Genomic DNA, 20030 nt, shown 5'->3' with positions numbered 1-20030 from the left:
TCGATTGACAACGACCCGGCGGCGCCGGGTCAAGCCGGAAGAAGATTGACGCCATGCAGGTCACCGAGACCCTCGCCGAGGGATTGAAGCACGAGTTCAAGGTCAGCGTTCCCGCATCGGATATCGATGCCCAGGTGGATGCCCGTCTTGTCGACATGAAGGACAAGGTCCGGCTGAACGGTTTCCGTCCCGGCAAGGTGCCTGTCGCTCACCTCAAGAAGGTCTACGGCCGCTCCGTCGCCGCCGAGACCGTCGAGCAGCTGATCCGCGACACCAACGCCGGAATTTTCACCGAGCGCGGTTTCCGTCTTGCGACCGAACCCAAGGTCACGATGCCGACCGAGGAAAAGGAAATCGAAAACATTCTGGCGGGCAAGTCCGACCTGAACTATTCGGTCGCGATCGAAGTCGTGCCCGCGATCGAACTGGCTGACTTCAAGACCTTCAATGTCGAGAAGCCGGTGGCGGAAGTGACCGATGCCGACATCGACGAAGCGCTGAAGCGCATCGCCGACCAGAGCCGCCCCTATGAGGCGAAGGCGGAAGGCGCGAAGGCCGAGAAGGGCGATCGCGTCACTGTTGCCTTCAAGGGCACCATCGACGGCGTGGCGTTCGACGGCGGCACCGGCGAGAACATCCAGGTCGTGATCGGCTCGGGCACCTTCATTCCGGGCTTCGAAGACCAGCTCATCGGCATCGCGTCGGGCGAAACCCGCAACGTGAAGGCCTCGTTCCCGAAGAACTATGCCGCGCCGAATCTCGCCGGCAAGGACGCGGAATTCGAGACCACCGCGAGCCTGATCGAAGCGCCGCAGGAGTCGAAGGTCGATGACGAGTTCGCCAAGAACCTCGGCATGGAATCGCTCGACAAGCTGAAGGAAGCCATGCGCGAGCGTCTCGTGCAGGAATTCTCCGGCGCCTCGCGTCAGCGCGTGAAGCGTACGCTGCTCGACAAGCTCGACGAGACCCACAAGTTCGGTCCGCCGCCGTCGCTGGTCGAGGAAGAGTTCAACCTGATGTGGAACTCGATCAAGGCCGAGATGGAATCGACCGGCAAGACCTTTGCCGACGAGAACACCACCGAGGAGGCGGCGAAGGAAGAGTATCACAAGATCGCGGATCGCCGCGTTCGCCTCGGCCTCGTGCTCTCCGAGATCGGTGAGAAGAACAAGATCACCGTCACCGACGATGAGGTCAGCCGTGCGCTGATCGACCGTGCGCGCCAGTCGCCGGGCCGCGAGAAGGAAGTCTGGGATTTCTATCGCAGCAACCCGAACGCGCTGGCCCAGCTTCGCGCACCGATCTACGAGGACAAGGTCGTCGATTTCATCCTCGAGCTTGCCAACGTGACCGAAAAGAAGGTCTCGCGCGACGACCTGCTCAAGGAAGAAGAAGACAAGACGGCCGCCTGATAGCGGCCGCTGCGACCGGACCGGTCATCGTCAGCTACGGCTGCGGGTGATCGGGTCGCAAATGGATTACGGCATCCAGGACGACCGACAGAACCGTATCGGTTCCGTCGGTCAGCTGGCTGCGGATCGTGATGACGGCATTCTTCCGTTCGGGCCGAAGCGCTATCTCGGCGATCTCTGCGTGCCCCGTGAGCGTCATGCCGGGGCGGACCGGTCTCTGAAATCTGGATTCGATGCGGGTGCCCGCAACGCCGGCGACCTGCCACCACATCGCCTCGACAATCAGCCGCTGATAGATCGCCGTGGTGTGCAATCCGCTGGCGATGATGCCGCCGAAGGGCCCGTTCCTGGCGGCGACCGGATCGACATGGATAAAGAGCGGGTCGAAACGTTCCGCAAATTCGATGATTTCGGCTTGCCCGATCGGATAGGCGCGAAACGGAAAACGTTGCCCGACCGTGAGATCTTCGGCGTAAAGCATGAGGGGATGGTCCTGACCGTGAGAAGGGGCCGACGATAGCAGGTCGGGTCCGTGCGGCCATTACCTCGCGGATCAAGCCCACGGCGGCCGAAAAACCATTAACGATACGGGCCGAATAAGCCCTTCCGATCCGGCCGCGTCGCTTTTCGCCCCCGGCCGAATCGGCTTCAACTGGCCGGGCTTGGGCCTTCTTGGGCTTTTTCCCGCTCTTGTGGCCGGGCTACCTTGCTATATCTGTAGGGTCCGACCCTTCTGCATCACGAGGCACATCGTCCGCCGGAACCCTTCAAGTCCCCAAGACGTCCGGCTGCGCCTCAACTAACCTTCAGGTGATAAATGCGCGATCCCGTTGAAACCTACATGAACCTCGTGCCGATGGTGGTCGAGCAGACCAACCGCGGCGAGAGGGCGTACGACATTTTTTCGCGCCTCCTGAAAGAGCGCATCATTTTCGTGACCGGTCCGGTCGAGGACGGCATGTCGGTGCTGATCGTCGCGCAGCTCCTGTTCCTGGAAGCTGAGAATCCGAAGAAGGAAATCTCGATGTACATCAACTCGCCCGGCGGCGTGGTGACGTCGGGTCTGGCGATCTATGACACCATGCAGTTCATCCGCCCGCCGGTCTCCACGCTCTGCACGGGGCAGGCGGCATCGATGGGTTCGCTGCTTCTCGCCGCCGGCGAGAAGGACATGCGCTTCTCGCTGCCGAACTCGCGGATCATGGTCCACCAGCCATCGGGCGGGTTCCAGGGCCAGGCCACCGACATCATGCTGCACGCGCAGGAAATCCTGAACCTGAAGAAGCGGCTGAACGAGATCTACGTCAAGCACACCGGCCAGCCCTACAAGGCGATCGAGGACGCGCTGGAGCGCGACAAGTTCCTGACCGCCGAAATGGCGAAGGACTTCGGTCTGGTTGACAAGGTGATCGACAAGCGCGCCGAGGAAACAGCGCCGAAAGCGCCGTAACTCAGGTTCCCGGCCTGGTTGTGACAGTCAATGCGGACGCCTTCGGGCGTCCGTTTTCGTTTGGGTGGCACTACCCAATTGGATAGGTGGTTTTTGCGGTTTCGTCCGCGGGCCGTACTTGACCGCAATCTGTTATTGGCCGCTAATTATCTCAATTGATCCGGGACGTTTGGCCCGTCTTATTTCGATCTGTATTTTTTGGACGGTCTCCAATTGCGCTCCGGACACGCCGCATTTCGGTGGGAACGACAATGTCCGGGAGCAGACCCATGATGACAGCAGCAAAGAGCGGCTTGGCCGCGTTCATCGTTTCGCTCTGCTCGTTCATCACCACTGTTCCAGCCTCGGCGCTTGAACTCGAGCAGGCGCGCGAAAGCTGCCGCAACTCGATCGGCCGACCCACCTACATGGCGTGCAAGCAGAGCGGCGGACCGCATGAAGCCTGCATGGCGCGCGCGAAAGCCGCTGCCACGCCGTGTGTCCGCAATGCGATGATGGCCGCACGGCCGAAGGCGGCGCTGTTCGACGCCGCGAAGGTGTCCGCGCCGAAGAAGGAGGACATCGCCGCAGGCGCCGCGGCGCTTGCGAAAAACGCGACGACGCTCGTGGCGCCGCCGCGCACGGTGTCGGACATCACGGCGATTCTCGACCAGCAGAAGCCGGATCCCGCCAAGATCGCCGAGTTGAACGCGACGGCCGATGCACCGGTCCCGGCCGGTTTGAAGGGGAACGAACTCGCGGCGTTCCACTACAAGCGAGGGCAGGCACGAACGCTCGTCGGCCGCAGCAATGATGCGCTGGCCGATGCGGAACTGGCGGTCTCGCTTGGCAAGGGTGACGACTACAAGAACGTCGTGAGCCGCTACGAGGATTTTCTGATCCGCCGCCTGCGCGACAAGGGCGAGAATAAGCGCGCGATGGCGATGTACACCAAACAGATCGCCACGTTCTCCGCCATGCCCAAGGGCAAGGGGCGCCTGTTCGGTCTCCATAACGCCGTGACAATCCTCTCGCTCCAGTCCGGAGACGTGAACACGGCGGAATCCTACGTCGCGCGAAATCGCAGCCTGATGGATGAGGCGCGCCGGTGGCAGGGCTTTCCGATCTACGGAATGGCCTGGCAGGCCATCCTCGAGGACGGCATCGCGCGGGTCGCGGAGGCGCGGGGGCGCTTTGCCGACGCGGAGGCCGCCTATCGCAAGTCCGGCATCTTCTATGCGAACTCGCTGGCGACTATGTCGCAGTGGGAAAGCAAGCCCGCCGAAGGCGAGATGGAGCGGTTCATTGATTGGGCCACGGCGTTTGAAGGCCGTACCAAGGTCAAGCAGGGGCGTGTCGGCGAAGGCGAGGCGGATGTGCGGCGCGCGTTGCTCAGCCGCCTCAGCAAGTCCGGTAAATTCCATGCCGACACCGCGGGCATTCTGTCGGTGTTCGTTTATGTGGTTCAAGAGCAGGGCCGTTACGCAGAGGCCGAACGGCTTCAGCGCGAAGTCATCGATATCTACAAGGGGCTCGGCTACGCCGACGACTCCGGTCAGATGGTCAATGCGAATGTCTTCCTTGCGCAGATTTTGAATCTTGAACGCAAGTATGAAGAGGCCACCAAGCTCTACGATCAGGTCGACGTCTGGACAGCGAAATGGGAGCCTTCGCGCCGTGAAGCGGTGAGCGGTGGCCTTGCCCGTGTCTCCATCCTGCTCACGCAAGGCAACTACGACAACGCGCTTGAAATTGCGCAGCGATCGTATGAACGGGAAAGGGCACGCTCGGGCGACAAGAGCCTCAATACCGCTGTTGCGCGCGGCTATTATGCGATAGCGCTGGCGCGCAAGGGCAGGACCAACGAGGCGCTGCAGGCGTACAAGGATTCCATCCCGGTCCTGCAGACCGCATCCGGCGGCAGCGACGACGACAGCGGATCGACGGCCGCGGCGCGCGAAGGCCGCATCCGGTTCGTGGTCGAAGGTTATCTCCGCACGCTGGCGCTCAATCCGGCGGCTGCGCCCCCCAATGTTGCAGAGGAAACCTTTGCCTATGCGGATCTGCTGCGCGGGCAATCTGTGCAACGCGCATTGCAGGCGTCGTCCGCCCGTGCGTCCACCAGCAATCCTGAACTCGCCAAGCTGATGCGTACGTCGCAGGACAATGAAAAGCGGATCGGTGCGGCGGTCGCCACGCTGAACAACCTGCTGACCCTTCCTCCCGCCGAACGCGAGGAGAAAGCCGTCAAGGCAACGCAGGCGGAAATCGCGGCATTGCAGGCTGCACGGACGCAGACGCTAGGCGAGATTGCGAAGAAGTTTCCCGACTACGGAAATCTTGTGAACCCGCCGCCGCCGAACGCGAGCGACCTGCAAAAACAGCTCACGGGAGAGGAGGCGCTGCTGTCGTTCTACTTCGGCCGCTTCGACAGCTTCATCTGGGTGGTGCGGAAGGACGCCCCGGTGCAGTTCGCCCGGATCAAGATGTCGCTCGGCGATCTGAACGCGACCGTGACCAAGCTGCGCGAGGCGCTGGAGCCGAAGGCGGCGATGATCTCGGACATTCCGGCATTCGATGTGAAACTGGCGTCGGAGCTGTACGATCAGTTGCTGAAGCCGCTGGAGAGCAGCTGGAAGCCAGCGAAAAGCCTGATCGTCGTGACCAACGGCGGGCTCGGCCTGCTGCCGCTCTCGCTGCTGCCGACCGCCCCCGCCGAAATCAAAACGAATGACGACCCTCTGTTCGTGAGCTATCGCAACGTGCCCTGGCTGGCGCGGACTCATGCGGTAACGCTGGTGCCGTCGGCATCTGCCTTGCTGACGTTGCGCAAGCTGCCGGCGGGCAAGGCCACGCGGCAGGATCTGATCGCGTTCGGTGATCCTTACTTCAGCAAGGAGCAGGCGGATGAGGCGGCGAAGACCGACAAACTGATACAGGTCGCCGATGCTTCGGTCGCCACGCGCGGCGTGCCGCTCAAGCGGCGCAACAGCCCGCAGCTCGAGGGCGTCGACAGTGCGCAGCTTGGACAGTTGCCGCGCTTGCCCGATACCTCGGAAGAACTGACCTCGATCGCGCTCGCGCTCCAGGCCGATCCCACCAAGGTTCTCAACCTCGGCAAGGACGCGAACGAGAAGAAGGTGAAGTCGATGGACCTCTCGGGGTTCAAGATTGTCGCCTTCGCCACGCATGGTCTGGTGCCGGGCGAACTGGATGGCTTGACGCAACCGGCGCTGGCGCTGTCGGCGCCCGCGATCTCCGACGGCGATGGCGACGGGCTGCTGACGATGGAGGAAATTCTGTCGCTCAAGCTCGATGCCGACTGGGTCGTGCTGTCCGCCTGCAACACGGCGGCCGGAGCAGGCGCGGGTGCCGAGGCCGCATCCGGTCTTGGCCGGGCGTTCTTCTACGCCGGGACACGTGCGCTTCTGGTGACCAACTGGTCGGTGCATTCGCAGTCGGCCCGCGAGCTGGTGACGGATCTGTTCAAGCGGCAGGCCGATGATCCGAAGCTGACACGCGGCGAGGCGCTGCGGCAGGCGATGATGGCGCTGGCTGACGGGCCGGGTTACCTCGGTGCGAACGGCAAGACAGAGTTCGCCTACGCGCATCCACTGTTCTGGGCGCCGTATTCGATTATCGGTGACGGCGGCGGGCGTTAAGGAAGGACAGGCAAAGTGTCTTTCGAAGGAAGATGTCGTGCTGTAGACTTGCGGCATTGCGGTTGAGGAGATTTGAGATGCGCCGGTCGTTGTTGCAGGTTGCGGTGCTCGCAACCGGTTTCGTCCTGATGGCTGCGCCCCCGGTCAGCGCTGGCACCGTTCTGATTTCCGCCGACGAGGCCAAGCTTCCTCCGCCCGCAGGCGCGGTCGCGGTTGCCACCCGCGGCATCACGCGCGGACCCAAGGTCGCCTTTGTCGGGACTGCCGATCCAGCGAAGTCGCCGATGCGTCTTCAATTGAAGTTCGAGTCATTCGGCGGGGCCAGGATCGATACGGATTCGCTGAAGGTAACTTACATCAAGAGCCCGTCGGTCGATCTGACGCCGCGAATGAAGCCGTTCGTCAAGCCGGACGGGATCGACATGCCCGATGCGGAATTGCCGGCCGGCGATCATGTCATTCGCGTGGATGTGAAGGATTCGGAGGGACGCACTGCGACCACCAGCTTCACCCTTAAAGTCGCGCCCTGAGCCGCATGCCGGCACATTGTCCCTTTTGCGCACAGCCGACAGTCGCCGAGGCGCTGGTGTGCAGTTCGTGCTCGCGCGACATCACGATTCCGGAAACGCTGATCGCCGAACGGGACGACCTCGTCCGCAAGCGGACTCTGGCCCGCGAAGAACTGATGCAGGCGAAGGCGGAGCTTGAAGCATTGCGGCGGCGCCAGCGCCTCTCGTTGCGGCGGGGTTGATATGTCCGGACGGTTCGCTTTCCTTACATCTCACCCAGCGGCATTCTGATGGAATGTCCTTTTTGCGCCGAGAAGGTGAAAGACGAAGCGCTGGTCTGCAAGCACTGCTCGCGCGACCTGCGGGTGGTGCGCCCGGTGCTTCTCGAAATCGAGAGCATCGTCTCGGACATCGAAAAGATAAGGCGCGAGTTCGACAATGTCAGCGCGCGGCTTTACCGGCGGCGCCATCCTGTCAGATCGTTCGCGGTTCACAGTATCGGTTACATCCTGATTCCGGCGATCCTGCTGGTCGCGGCGCATATCATCGTCACCATCGTACTGAACGTGTCGCCGCTCTACCTGCGGATCGCCTCGGTGATCATTCCGTTGCCGTTCGGCTTCGCCATCTACGCGGTTCAGAAAATCGGCTATCGCGGCGCCGCCGTTGTCGGCATCCTGACGGCGCTGCTCAGCGTGTTCTGTATGCTGACCGTGACGGGCCTGAACGACCATGTTCCGATCCTTCCGGGATCGTGGGTGGAATGGCGCGAGGTGCTGGAGTATTCGGCGAGCATCGCGCTGGCGTTCCTGACCGGCAACATTCTCGGCATCCTGATCTTGCAGCTGCTGGCCAGTTCCCTGTCTCAGGTGGATCGGCCGAATGCCGCCGCCTACCAAGCAGCTCGTTTTCTCGGGCCGTATGTCGGGGAGGAGCAGCTCCGGCGCCGGGCGAGAATCATTCAGGAATTGATGCGCACGGCTGGCCCGCTGCTTGGCATCTTGTCCACAGCGGCCGGGTCGATATATGCGGGCCTCAAGGGCATCCTGGGCACATAGCTGCCAACCGGTGTCCGCCCGGCGGAGTTCCATCGGGCAGAGGCCCGTGTCATTCCCGCAACGCTGCAATGAATTCGACAGGCCAAGCTCCTGAAATCGCGCAAAATTGCGCCAAGATCACGGAGTTGAATGGTTGGGCGGTTAGCGAATTCTTGATAGTCGGGTGTCACCATGGTTGGCTAGGGACCGTGGATCAGGATTCGATTGAGCCGTGATTCGCACGGTAACTGAGGTGACGGGTCTTTTTTGGTACGGTTTTTGCTCCTATCTACACATCATCTCGGTGTGTGCCGGGATGGGGCAAGCCCCTAGAACAAGATCGAGCGGCGGACGGAGATAGGAATGAGCAAGGTCGGTACGAGCGATTCAAAGAACACTCTCTATTGCTCGTTCTGCGGGAAGAGCCAGCACGAAGTCCGCAAACTCATTGCGGGCCCGACCGTATTCATCTGCGATGAATGCGTCGAACTGTGCATGGACATCATCCGCGAGGAGAACAAGTCGTCGCTGGTGAAGTCGCGCGACGGTATTCCGACGCCGAAGGAGATTTGCAAGGTTCTGGACGATTACGTGATCGGTCAGCAGCACGCCAAGAAGGTGCTCTCGGTCGCGGTCCACAACCACTACAAGCGCCTCAACCATCAGACCAAGCACAACGATGTTGAGCTGGCGAAGTCGAACATCCTGCTGATCGGTCCAACCGGTTCGGGCAAGACACTGCTCGCGCAGACGCTCGCCCGCATCCTCGACGTGCCGTTCACGATGGCTGACGCGACCACGCTCACCGAAGCCGGTTACGTTGGTGAGGACGTCGAGAACATTATCCTGAAGCTGTTGCAGGCGGCCGACTACAACGTCGAGCGCGCCCAGCGCGGCATCGTCTACATCGACGAAATCGACAAGATTTCGCGCAAGTCCGACAATCCGTCGATCACCCGCGACGTGTCGGGCGAGGGTGTGCAGCAGGCGCTGCTGAAGATCATGGAAGGAACGGTCGCTTCCGTGCCGCCGCAGGGCGGACGCAAGCATCCACAGCAGGAGTTCCTGCAGGTGGACACGACCAACATCCTCTTCATCTGCGGCGGTGCGTTCTCGGGCCTGGAGAAGATCATCTCCTCGCGCGGGCGGACCACGTCGATCGGCTTCGCTGCACAGGTTCTGGCGCCGGAAGACCGCCGCACGGGCGAAATCTTCCGCGAGGTCGAGCCGGAAGATCTGCTCAAGTACGGTCTGATCCCGGAATTCGTCGGACGTCTGCCGGTTGTGGCGACGCTCGAGGACCTCGATGAGGCTTCGCTGAAGAAGATCCTGGTCGAGCCGAAGAACGCGCTGGTGAAACAGTACCAGCGGCTGTTCGAGATGGAGAATATCGAGCTGACCTTCGCCGACGAAGCGCTTGGCGCGGTGGCCCGCAAGGCCATCGAGCGCAAGACCGGCGCGCGCGGGTTGCGGTCGATCCTCGAAAGCATTCTGCTCGAGACCATGTTCGACCTTCCGGGCCTTGAAGGCGTCGAGGAAGTCGTCATTTCGCGCGAAGTGGTCGAGGCGACGGCGCGTCCGCTGTACATCTATGCCGACCGGTCTGACCGCGCGGCTGAGACCAGCGCGAGCGCCTGAGCAGGCCGCATAGACCACTGAGGTTTTCAACAGGAACCGGCTGCCGAGCCCCCTCGGCAGCCGGTTCCGCGTTTTACACGACTTTAGAATAACCCAAGTCTGGCAGGGGTTTTTCGCTCTCTTGACACCCCCATGCACCATAGCCACCTAATGGTGTGCTGCGGCAAGGTAAGTCTATCGAGTCGCAGCACACCTACCCGGACAGGGAGAGGCCGCACCGCGGCTGCTGGCTCAAAAGAGCTCCTTCTTTGTTCGGCACACAAGGCACCTTGTGGCAGTCGCGTCAGGAAAGGCGGATTGCGTGCAAGGGGGCGCAACAAAAGGATTATGGGCATGACAACTGCCTCAAAGCCTCGTCCAGTCATCGTTTACGGCGAAAGCCACTCTTATCCGGTGCTGCCGCTTCGCGACATCGTCGTCTTCCCGCACATGATCGTGCCGCTGTTCGTCGGCCGCGAGAAGTCGATCAAGGCGCTCGAAGAGGTCATGAAGAACGATGCGCTGATTTTCCTCGCGACGCAGAAGAACGCGTCCGATGACGATCCGGCTCCGGATGCAATTTACGAGATCGGTACGCTCGCCAGCGTGCTGCAGCTCCTGAAGCTTCCCGACGGCACCGTGAAGGTGCTGGTCGAAGGCCTGGAGCGCGCGAAGGCCGGCAAGTATTCCGATCGCTCCGATTTCTATGAGGCCGAAGCCGTGGCCCTTGCCGACGTCGATGCCAAGAGCGTCGAGGCGGAGGCTTTGTCGCGTTCGGTCGTGTCCGACTTCGAGAGCTATGTGAAGCTAAACAAGAAGATTTCCGCCGAAGTGGTGGGGGTCGTTCAGCAGATCACGGATTTCGCGAAGCTCGCGGACACCGTGGCGTCGCATCTCGCCGTCAAGATCTCCGATCGCCAGACTATCCTGGAAACGTTGTCCGTCTCCCAGCGCCTTGAGAAGGTGATGGGCCTGATGGAGAGCGAGATCTCGGTGCTGCAGGTTGAGAAGAAGATCCGCTCGCGCGTCAAGCGCCAGATGGAGAAGACCCAGCGCGAGTACTACCTCAACGAGCAGATGAAGGCGATCCAGAAGGAGCTCGGCGACGACGAAGGCCGCGACGAACTTGCTGATCTCGAAGAGAAGATCAACAAGACCAAGCTCTCGAAGGAAGCTCGCGAGAAGGCGGCGCATGAACTGAAGAAGCTGCGGCAGATGTCTCCGATGTCCGCCGAGGCGACGGTCGTGCGCAACTATCTCGACTGGCTGCTGTCGATTCCATGGGGCAAGAAGTCCAAGGTCAAGAAGGACCTCGTTGCCGCGCAGGAAGTGCTCGACTCGGATCACTACGGGCTTGAGAAGGTCAAGGACCGCATCGTCGAGTATCTCGCCGTGCAGTCCCGCGCCAACAAGCTGACCGGACCGATCCTGTGCCTCGTCGGCCCTCCGGGCGTCGGCAAGACCTCGCTTGGCAAGTCGATCGCGAAGGCGACCGGACGTGAGTTCGTGCGCGTGTCGCTGGGCGGCGTGCGGGATGAAGCGGAAATCCGCGGACACCGCCGCACCTACATCGGCTCGATGCCCGGCAAGATCATCCAGTCGATGCGCAAGGCGAAGACCTCGAACCCGCTGTTCCTGCTGGACGAGATCGACAAGATGGGCGCCGATTTCCGCGGCGATCCGTCGTCGGCTCTGCTTGAGGTCCTCGACCCCGAGCAGAACGGCACGTTCAACGATCACTACCTCGAGGTGGATTACGACCTCTCCAACGTGATGTTCATCACGACCGCGAATACGCTCAATATTCCCGGACCGCTGATGGACCGCATGGAGATCATCCGCATCGCCGGCTACACCGAGAACGAGAAGGTTGAGATCGCCCGCAAGCATCTCATCCCGAATGCGATCGCCAAGCACGGCCTGAACTCGAAGGAATGGTCGATCGACGACGAAGCGCTGCTGTTCCTGATCCGCCGCTACACCCGCGAAGCGGGCGTGCGTAACCTCGAGCGTGAGATTTCGACACTGGCCCGCAAGGGTGTGAAGGAACTCATGATCTCGAAGAAGAAGTCGGTGAAGGTGACTGCGGCCGTTGTCGAGGAGTTCCTCGGTGTGCCGAAGTATCGCTACGGCGAGATCGACAGCGAGGACCAGGTCGGTGTTGTGACCGGTCTGGCGTGGACCGAGGTGGGCGGCGAGCTGCTGACCATTGAAAGCGTCATGATGCCCGGCAAGGGCCGCATGACGGTGACGGGCAACCTGCGCGACGTGATGAAGGAGTCGATTTCGGCTGCTGCGTCCTACGTCCGCTCGCGAGCGATCAACTACGGCATCGAGCCGCCGTTGTTCGACCGCCGCGACATCCACGTGCACGTGCCGGAAGGTGCGACGCCGAAGGATGGTCCGTCTGCCGGTGTCGCGATGACGACGTCCATCGTCTCGGTGCTGACCGGCATTCCGATCCGGCATGATGTCGCCATGACCGGCGAGATCACGCTGCGGGGCCGGGTGCTGCCGATCGGCGGTCTGAAGGAGAAGCTGCTTGCGGCCGCTCGTGGCGGCATCAAGACGGTCTTCATTCCTGAGGACAACGCCAAGGACCTCACGGAGATTTCCGACGCCATCAAGGGCGGCATGGAAATCATCCCGGTCGCGCGGATGGACGAAGTGCTGGCCAAGGCGCTGGTGCGGGTTCCGACCCCGATCGTCTGGGAAGAGGACGTCAAGGCGCTGGCAACGCCTGAGGCCGATGAGGCCACAGGCGGCCTGACCACCGCGCACTGAGTGATACGCTGAATTGATGATAAAACGGCGCCTTCGGGCGCCGTTTTTTTTATCGGCATCCGGCAGCAATCCGCAGGAAGATCGATGGCCGATGCCGCCCCGCTGATTGAGAGGCGGTTTCGCACCTCAGGACGGCTTGCACACCGGGGCCGAGGAACGCTAAACAGGCCATGAGGGCGGTTAGCTCAGCTGGTTAGAGCATCTCGTTTACACCGAGAGGGTCGGCGGTTCGAATCCGTCACCGCCTACCACCCATGCGCTTGCCATCCTGTCATGGCGCCGCCATGTTGCGTGCCCTAGCATCGCGAAGTCTTTGCCCCTCTCACTGCTGTCAGCGCGGAGTGATCGATGAAGTACTTCCTTTGCCGCTTCGTCCCTCCGGGGCCGGACTTCCTCAAGACCATGACCCCCGAGCAAAAGGTGCTGATGAAATCGCACGGCGAGTTCTTGCAGGCCTTGCTGGAGCAGGGCGGCGTTGTCGCGCACGGGCCGGTGGCCGATCCGGCGGGCGGCTGGGGCATGTCGCTGTTCGAGATGGCCGACGACGAGAGCGCCGACGATGTCCGCGCCATCGTTGCGGAGGACCCGATGGTCAAGGCCAACATCGGCGCACGCTATGAGGTGCTGCCGATGCTTCAACTGCGGATGCGGGGCTAGGGCACTTCGAATCAACGGATGTATGGTTCTGTCTCACCTCTCCCGTGGGGAGAGGTCGACGCGCGAAGCGCGGCGGGTGAGGGCGTAGAATCTCTCGATAGACCTAGCCCCTCACCCCAACCCTCTCCCCACTGGGGAGAGGGAGCACATCCGATGTCGAACTATGCTTGCGCTAGCGCCTCGTCAGGACGAACTGCGATTGCGTCAGGCGGCATGGCTTTCCGCCGGCACAATCGGCAAGGGCAAGCAGTTTCGCGCTGCGAACGAGACGCTCCTTGGTGTCCTCGGAGCGGTGCGGCGTCAGCACGCTCATCGCGGTGCGCAGGGAATCCGCGATGTCCTCATTCGCCTTCGCGTCGGTTCTGTCGGTAAGGACGGCTACGTCGATGATGTCGTGATTGCGCGCGTCGATATCGACGAACACCAGCCCGATCGGGAGCGGCGCAAGCGCGACATTGTCGAATTTGCAGGTCAGCGCGTTTTGGCACATCGAGAGAAGGCGACGCCCTTGCGGCCGCCACAGGCATTCGGGTTTTGCATTGGCGCGCACAAGGCACACGGCGATGTCGGGCGCCGCATTGAGGTTGAGCTTTGAATTGCCGAGCCGGGGCACGCCGTCCCACGGGCTGCCGTTGGTCTTGGTGGCATCCGCGGTCACGGTGATGTCAAACCGTTGGTCCTGCGCCTGTGCGTTGAGCGGCACAAGGAGAGCGAGCGAGAGCACCGCGGCGAGGCGGTTCACAATCCGGATCATGCCTTTTCCTCCCAGATCGCGGCGAGATGGACGATGGTGCGCACCGCCGCTTCCATGTCCTGAACGCTGACCCATTCGAGGCGCGAGTGGAAGGCGTGTTCGCCGGCGAAGATGTTCGGGCAGGGCAGCCCCATGAATGACAGGCGCGAGCCGTCGGTGCCGCCACGGATGCTGCTCAGGACAGGCTGGAGTCCGGCGCGGCCGATCGCTTCCAGCGCATGCTCGACCACTTCCGGATGACGGTCGAGCACCTCCTTCATGTTGCGGTACTGTTCCTTGACCTCGAATTTATAGGTCGAATGCGGGAAGTCCTTGATGACGCCGCGCACGATGTCCTCCAGCAGCGCCTCTTTCTCCTTCAGGCCCTGCACGGTGAAATCGCGTACGATCAGCGACAGCGTCGCGCTGTCGAGGCCGCCCTGAAGCCCGACCGGATGCAGGAAGCCTTCACGGCCCTCGGTGGTTTCCGGGGCAAGGTCCCTCGGCAGCCGGTCGACGATGCGCGATGCGATCTTGAGCGCGTGCTCCATCTTCCCCTTGGCAAAGCCCGGATGGATGCTGACGCCCTGGATGGTGATGGTCACGCCGTCCGCCGAAAAGGTCTCGTCTTCGAGATGGCCGGCGCTTTCACCGTCGATGGTGTAGCCGAACGCGGCGCCGAGCTTCTTGAGATCGACCTTGTCCGCTCCGCGGCCTATTTCCTCGTCCGGCGTGAAAAGAACTTTGATCGCGCCGTGTTTTATCTGCGGATTGGCGATCAGGACCTGCATGGCATCCATGATCTCGGCGACGCCGGCCTTGTTGTCGGCGCCCAGAAGGGTGGTGCCGTCGGTGGTGACGATGTCGCTGCCGATTTGGTCTTTGAGCGCCGGATTGTCCGCCGCGCGAATAACCTGCGATGGATCGGCGGGCAAGACGATGTCGCCGCCCTGATAGTTGCGAACGATCTGCGGCTTGACGTCCTTGCCGGTGCAGTCCGGCGAAGTGTCCATGTGCGAGCAGAAGCAGATGACCGGCACGGTTTTCGCGGTATTGGCGGGCAGCGTCGCGTAGACATAGCCGAGTTCGTCCATATGGGCGTCGGCGAGTCCCAGATCGCGCAACTCCTGCGCGAGCAGGCGGCCGAGGTCCTTCTGCTTCTCGGTGGACGGGCAGGTGGGAGAGGATGCGTCGGACTGGGTGTCGATGCGGACGTAACGCAGGAAACGGTCAAGAACGGTATGAGAGAAGATGACGGGCAAGATGGTGGCTCCGGTTTCGATCGTCATACGCGGGCATAGCCGTTTGAAGAACGGCATCGCTTCCGCTCGCCTATGACCCGCGTATCCATCACGTGAAATGCATTTCGTGAAAGATGGATTGCCGGGTCAAGCCCGGCAATGACGAGCAGTCGGTGACGGCGAAATGCTGCCTGCCCTGGCTCAATGAAAAACGCCATCCCGGCGGTACCGGAATGGCGTCGGGCCTTAAAGTCTGGATGCCGGACTTAGACGGCTTCCTTCAATTCCTTGGCAGCACGGAAGGCAACCTTCTTGCTCGCCTTGATGTGGATCGCTTCGCCGGTGGCCGGGTTGCGGCCCATACGGGCGGCGCGCTTGCGAACCTGGAGGATGCCGAGGCCGACGATGCGGATACGCTCGCCCTTCTTCAGGTGCTTGGTGATCTTGGTGACGAGGTCGCCGAGGATGGTTTCAGCGGTCTTCTTCGACAACTCGTGCTCTTCGGCGAGAGCAGCGGCAAGGTGCTTCAGGGTAATGGTCGCTGGGGTAGCTGCTTTCTTTGCCATATTTGGCCCTCCTCGTGGATACTAGGCTTCACAAAACCAACGGTACATCAGGGCTTATTTGATTCGGGAGCGTCCTGACTACGAGTTTTGCCTGTAAATAGCGCCTTATTTAAATCGGCGGTGGAAAAGAGCCTGACACACAAGGGGAAATGCAACAACACCCTCGCAAATGTGGCCTCGGAACGGGCGCTGCGCGTCGGCCCGACCCCGGACGGACGGTGTAGTCCGGCGCGAACGTGCGAAGCAGGAACTGATTGTTTTTATGAGATAATTTGGCGCGAGAGACGGGGCTCGAACCCGCGACCTCCGGCGTGACAGGCCGGCGCTCTAACCAACTGAGCTACTCCCGCAAGGCCGCATCAGCGGACCGCAGGGTCCCGGACTTAAAGGTGCCGCCCTGCCAAGTCAAGCACTGCAGACTTTTTACACGATCAGCCTGTGACCGCGCTGAGTACGGAGCGAAATTGCTCCGCAAACCTCGCGCCGTGCTTCTGTTCGAAGCTGTCGTGGGCGTTCCGCCAGAGCGGATAAGCCTTGTCGAGGAGGGAGCGGCCTTTTCGCGTGAGCAGGATGTCGCGGCTGCGACGGTCTTCTTTTGAAACCCTGACGTCGACGAGGCCATCGCGTTCGAGGGGGCGGAGATTCTTCCCCATCGTGGTGCGATTCATCACCATCAGTTCGGCCAGCCGGTTCACCGACAGGCCGCCTTCCTTGTTCAGCGCCATCAGGAGCATGAACTGCGTCACCCGCACGCCTGAGGGCGCAAGCGCGGCGTCGTAGATCTGGGTCATGCGGCGCGCCGCCTTGCGCACGGCGAAGCAGTTGCACGTGTCCAGTCCCGGTTGCGCCATGACCCGTCCGCTTCCTGTTTCAAGAGTTCCGGCCGTCGCAGCCGGGATCAAAAATTAGGTGAACATTCTCCTGTTTTTGTCAAGCCCTTGCCAAAGACCGGTTTGGATAATAGGAGCATATGCTCTTAGTATTGGGAGGAGATGAAAATGAGCGATTTAATGCTGGTGACGGGTGCGACGGGTTCGACAGGGAAGGCCGCCGTTCGCGAATTGAGACAAGCGGGCGCCCAGGTACGGGCGTTCGTTCACAGGGATGACGCGCGGGCCGATGCGTTGCGGGACCTCGGTGCGGAGGTGATGGTCGGCGATCTGCTGGACCTCGCTGCCGTGCGGGCCGCAACCAGGGGCGTAACGGCAGCTTATTTTGTCTATCCGATCCGGAGTGGATTGGTCGATGCGACAGCGTATTTCGCGCAGGCGGCGTCAGAAGCGGGTGTGAAGTTCATCGTGAACATGTCGCAGATTTCGGCGCGTTCGGATGCCAAGAGCAACGCGGCTCGCCAGCACTGGGTCTGTGAACGGATGCTGGATCGGTCCGGCATTCCGGTCGTGCATCTGCGCCCGACCTTCTTCGCCCAGTGGCTTCTGTATTTCGGCCGCGGCAGCGGGATCGCTTCGACGGGCCAGATCGTGCTGCCGTTCGGGGAGGGGCGTCACGCGCCGATCGCGGGAGAAGATCAGGGGCGGTTGATCGCTGCGATTTTGAGGGACCCGGCACCTCATGCCGGAAAGACCTATCCTCTCTACGGTTCCACCGAAATGAACCACCATGAGATCGCTGCACAGGTCACCACGGTGCTTGGCAAGGAGATCAGCTACATCGCGCAGTCCATTCCGGACTTCAAGGCGCAGCTTGAAAGCCTGCATGCGCCGCAGCACCTGGTTCAACACCTGTGCGAAGTGGCGCAGGACTATCAGGACGGCATCTTCGCCGGCACCAACGATATCATCGAGCGTGTCACAGGGCGTCCGCCTCTAACGGTTCCTGAGTTCGTCGAACTCCACCGGGCGGAATTTTCCGCCTGACTTCGGCCGGTCCCGGACGGCGCGTGCCGCACGGGGCCGGACCGACCGCTCCTACGGCCGCGCCACGGGCATCCCCACCCAGCACGATTGTCATTTCAGCCGGGACGCTATCTCCTGTATTGCTGCCCGGCGACGCAGGATCGACCGCGCTCAAAATCATGTGGGGAAACGTTTAATGCCGACCACCAGCACCGGAACCAACAGGAAATACAGGCTGGCCGTGATTCCCGGCGACGGCATCGGCAAGGAAGTGGTGCCCGAGGGGTTGCGGGTGCTGGAAGCGGCGGCAAAGAAGTTCAATTTTGAACTGACGCTCGACAGTTTCGACTTCGCCTCCTGTGACTACTACCAGAAGCACGGCAAGATGATGCCGGACGACTGGAAGACCCAGATCGGCAGCCACGATGCGATCTTCTTCGGCGCGGTGGGCATGCCGTCGATCCTGCCGGACCACATTTCGCTGTGGGGATCGCTGATCCAGTTTCGCCGGGAGTTCGACCAGTATGTGAACCTTCGGCCTGTTCGCCTGATGCCCGGCGTGAAGTCGCCGCTGGCCGGCAGAAAGCCCGGCGATATCGACTTTTTCGTCGTGCGCGAGAACACCGAGGGCGAGTATTCGTCCATCGGCGGGCGGATGTTTCCGGGCACCGACCGCGAGGTGGTGATTCAGGAAAGCGTCATGTCACGTACCGGCGTCGACCGGATCCTGAAGTTCGCCTTTGAGCTTGCGCAAACCCGCCCCAAGAAGCACCTGACCTCTGCCACCAAGTCGAACGGTATTTCGATCACGATGCCGTACTGGGACGAGCGCGTGGAGGAGATGGCGAAGGCCTATCCGGGCGTGAAGTGGGACAAGTATCATATTGATATTCTGGCCGCGAACTTCGTCCTGCACCCTGACTGGTTCGACGTTGTGGTCGGCTCGAACCTGTTCGGAGACATCCTGTCGGATCTCGGCCCGGCCTGCACCGGCACCATCGGCATTGCTCCGTCCGGCAGTCTCAATCCGGAACGCAAGTTTCCCTCGCTGTTCGAGCCGGTTCACGGCTCCGCGCCGGACATCGCCGGGAAGGGAATCGCCAACCCCGTCGGCCAGATCTGGTCGGCCGCGATGATGCTGGACCATCTCGGCGAGCCGGAAGCGGGCAAGGCGATTGTGTCGGCGATCGAGACCGTTCTGGCCGACGAGAGGCTGCGGACGCGCGATCTCGGCGGACAGGCCGACACGGTTGCATGCGGCAAGGAAATCGCGCGTCTGCTGTCATAAAGGCAGATGCTCGCGGTCTACGCCGAAGGTCGTAGACTGCGTTGTTCCCGGCGTCGTTCCCCCGTCTCGCGTCGCTGCTAATAAGCGCCGCAGATGGGTCCATCGGTGGAGCTTTGGGTGCCGGGAGGCCCGGTGCCACCGGGTTTCCGATCGGCGATCAAAGCGGATCAGGCCTCAAAACAGCTTGTCTTGCCCTCCCTGTTGCGCTGCGCTATCCCTTTCGAACCATTCCAATGTTTCGCGAATCCGCGGGACAAATTCGGGCAGCATGAGGATCGCCGATGGGCGGAATTCTGCAGAATTACCTGCCACTTGTGGTGTTTATCGGAGTCGCGACCGTGATCGGTCTCGCGCTTCTGATCGCACCGTTCATCGTCGCCTATCAGCAGCCGGATCCGGAAAAGCTTTCTGCCTATGAATGCGGCTTCAATGCATTCGACGATGCGCGCATGAAATTCGATGTGCGGTTCTATCTGGTTGCCATTCTTTTCATCATCTTCGATCTGGAAGTCGCCTTCCTGTTCCCGTGGGCAGTGGCATTCGGCAAGCTCGGCCTCGCCGGGTTCTGGTCGATGATGGTGTTCCTCGCCGTGCTGACCGTCGGCTTTGCCTATGAATGGAAGAAGGGAGCGCTCGAATGGGATTGAGCCCCAACACGGCGCCTTCGATCATGCAGCCCGCGGTCTCGCAGGCGGCAACCGGGATTCTCGATCCGCGTACCGGCCAGCCGGTCGGCGCGGACGACAAGTACTTTCTCGAGATCAACAGCGAGCTGTCCGACAAGGGCTTCTTCGTTGCCGCGACAGACGACCTGATCACCTGGGCGCGCACCGGCTCGCTGATGTGGATGACCTTCGGCCTCGCATGCTGCGCAGTCGAGATGATGCAGGTATCGATGCCGCGCTACGACGTCGAGCGCTTCGGCTTCGCACCACGCGCTTCGCCGCGCCAGTCCGACGTGATGATCGTCGCCGGCACGCTGACCAACAAGATGGCGCCTGCGCTCCGCAAGGTCTACGACCAGATGCCGGAGCCGCGTTACGTCATCTCGATGGGGTCGTGCGCCAACGGCGGCGGCTACTATCACTACTCGTATTCGGTGGTGCGCGGCTGCGATCGCATCGTGCCTGTCGACATTTATGTTCCGGGTTGTCCGCCGACCGCGGAGGCGCTGCTTTACGGCGTGCTGCTGTTGCAGAAGAAGATCCGGCGCACCGGAACGATTGAACGGTAATCGCA

General features: G+C 61.7%; 18 protein-coding genes and 2 tRNA genes. 14 read left to right on the top strand and 6 right to left on the bottom strand.

All coding sequences use genetic code 11. The annotated features are described in order from the left end of the window. Positions 1-53: 53 nt before the first annotated feature. Positions 54-1412, top strand: coding sequence for a trigger factor (gene tig, locus AC1Q67_RS00735; RefSeq protein WP_492235563.1), 1359 nt, complete (start codon positions 54-56; stop codon positions 1410-1412). Positions 1413-1446: 34 nt separating this feature from the next. Here the strand turns inward: tig and AC1Q67_RS00730 are convergent, their stop codons facing one another. Further along, positions 1447-1893, bottom strand: a complete 447-nt coding sequence (locus AC1Q67_RS00730) for a MaoC/PaaZ C-terminal domain-containing protein (protein WP_492235564.1) — start codon at positions 1891-1893, stop codon at positions 1447-1449. 336 nt (positions 1894-2229) lie between these two features. On the opposite strand from AC1Q67_RS00730, the gene AC1Q67_RS00725 reads away from it, so the two are divergent. From AC1Q67_RS00725 to AC1Q67_RS00685, 9 genes are all read left to right on the top strand, one after another. Next, entirely contained in the window at positions 2230-2862 is a 633-nt protein-coding gene (locus AC1Q67_RS00725; RefSeq protein WP_024575273.1) for an ATP-dependent Clp protease proteolytic subunit, read from the top strand. A 269-nt stretch (positions 2863-3131) separates the two neighbouring features. After that, positions 3132-6503: a CHAT domain-containing protein gene (locus tag AC1Q67_RS00720; protein ID WP_492235565.1), complete on the top strand. Its 3372-nt coding sequence runs from the start codon at positions 3132-3134 to the stop codon at positions 6501-6503. Positions 6504-6580: 77 nt separating this feature from the next. Beyond that, complete coding sequence (locus tag AC1Q67_RS00715; protein ID WP_492235566.1) at positions 6581-7033, top strand: hypothetical protein; 453 nt, start codon at positions 6581-6583, stop codon at positions 7031-7033. Positions 7034-7089: 56 nt separating this feature from the next. Next, positions 7090-7254, top strand: a complete 165-nt coding sequence (locus AC1Q67_RS00710) for a hypothetical protein (RefSeq protein WP_492235567.1) — start codon at positions 7090-7092, stop codon at positions 7252-7254. A gap of 48 nt (positions 7255-7302) precedes the next feature. Continuing rightward, entirely contained in the window at positions 7303-8070 is a 768-nt protein-coding gene (locus AC1Q67_RS00705; protein WP_492235568.1) for a hypothetical protein, read from the top strand. A 342-nt stretch (positions 8071-8412) separates the two neighbouring features. Beyond that, positions 8413-9687: an ATP-dependent Clp protease ATP-binding subunit ClpX gene (gene clpX / locus AC1Q67_RS00700; protein WP_024575278.1), complete on the top strand. Its 1275-nt coding sequence runs from the start codon at positions 8413-8415 to the stop codon at positions 9685-9687. A 333-nt stretch (positions 9688-10020) separates the two neighbouring features. Then, on the top strand, positions 10021-12450 hold the full coding sequence (gene lon, locus AC1Q67_RS00695) for an endopeptidase La (protein WP_024575279.1): 2430 nt from the start codon (positions 10021-10023) through the stop codon (positions 12448-12450). Between the two features lie 174 nt (positions 12451-12624). Continuing rightward, positions 12625-12701: transfer RNA gene (locus AC1Q67_RS00690), tRNA-Val, on the top strand. A gap of 97 nt (positions 12702-12798) precedes the next feature. Continuing rightward, positions 12799-13107 carry a YciI family protein gene (locus AC1Q67_RS00685; RefSeq protein WP_492235569.1) on the top strand — a complete coding sequence of 103 codons (309 nt, stop codon included), beginning with the start codon at positions 12799-12801 and terminating at the stop codon, positions 13105-13107. A 172-nt stretch (positions 13108-13279) separates the two neighbouring features. On the opposite strand, the gene AC1Q67_RS00680 is transcribed toward AC1Q67_RS00685, so the two are convergent. From AC1Q67_RS00680 to AC1Q67_RS00660, 5 genes are all read right to left on the bottom strand, one after another. Next, complete coding sequence (locus tag AC1Q67_RS00680; protein ID WP_492235570.1) at positions 13280-13861, bottom strand: hypothetical protein; 582 nt, start codon at positions 13859-13861, stop codon at positions 13280-13282. After that, positions 13858-15129 (bottom strand): peptidase T, encoded by a 1272-nt coding sequence (gene pepT / locus AC1Q67_RS00675; RefSeq protein WP_192817761.1) that lies wholly within the window; start codon positions 15127-15129, stop codon positions 13858-13860. The genes AC1Q67_RS00680 and pepT overlap by 4 nt, the downstream gene beginning before the upstream one ends. A 218-nt stretch (positions 15130-15347) precedes the next feature. Continuing rightward, positions 15348-15647: an HU family DNA-binding protein gene (locus AC1Q67_RS00670; protein WP_024575283.1), complete on the bottom strand. Its 300-nt coding sequence runs from the start codon at positions 15645-15647 to the stop codon at positions 15348-15350. Between the two features lie 273 nt (positions 15648-15920). Further along, positions 15921-15997, bottom strand: a tRNA-Asp gene (locus tag AC1Q67_RS00665). 81 nt (positions 15998-16078) lie between these two features. Further along, positions 16079-16498, bottom strand: coding sequence for a MarR family winged helix-turn-helix transcriptional regulator (locus AC1Q67_RS00660; RefSeq protein WP_029659783.1), 420 nt, complete (start codon positions 16496-16498; stop codon positions 16079-16081). Between the two features lie 147 nt (positions 16499-16645). On the opposite strand from AC1Q67_RS00660, the gene AC1Q67_RS00655 reads away from it, so the two are divergent. The 4 genes from AC1Q67_RS00655 (at position 16646) to AC1Q67_RS00640 (ending at position 20025) form a co-directional block, all read left to right on the top strand. Then, positions 16646-17524, top strand: a complete 879-nt coding sequence (locus tag AC1Q67_RS00655) for an NmrA family NAD(P)-binding protein (RefSeq protein ID WP_492235571.1) — start codon at positions 16646-16648, stop codon at positions 17522-17524. A gap of 175 nt (positions 17525-17699) precedes the next feature. After that, entirely contained in the window at positions 17700-18791 is a 1092-nt protein-coding gene (locus AC1Q67_RS00650; RefSeq protein ID WP_492235572.1) for a tartrate dehydrogenase, read from the top strand. 281 nt (positions 18792-19072) lie between these two features. Next, a complete protein-coding gene (locus tag AC1Q67_RS00645) occupies positions 19073-19438 on the top strand; it encodes an NADH-quinone oxidoreductase subunit A (protein WP_024575287.1) in 366 nt (121 codons plus the stop codon). Further along, entirely contained in the window at positions 19429-20025 is a 597-nt protein-coding gene (locus AC1Q67_RS00640; RefSeq protein ID WP_024575288.1) for a NuoB/complex I 20 kDa subunit family protein, read from the top strand. The genes AC1Q67_RS00645 and AC1Q67_RS00640 overlap by 10 nt, the downstream gene beginning before the upstream one ends. The last annotated feature ends 5 nt before the right edge of the window (positions 20026-20030 follow it).

The organism is Afipia sp. GW823-FHT06G09 (assembly GCF_058794875.1).
Note: the sequence above shows the minus strand (reverse complement) of the source record. Positions and strands in the feature narration are given on the sequence as shown.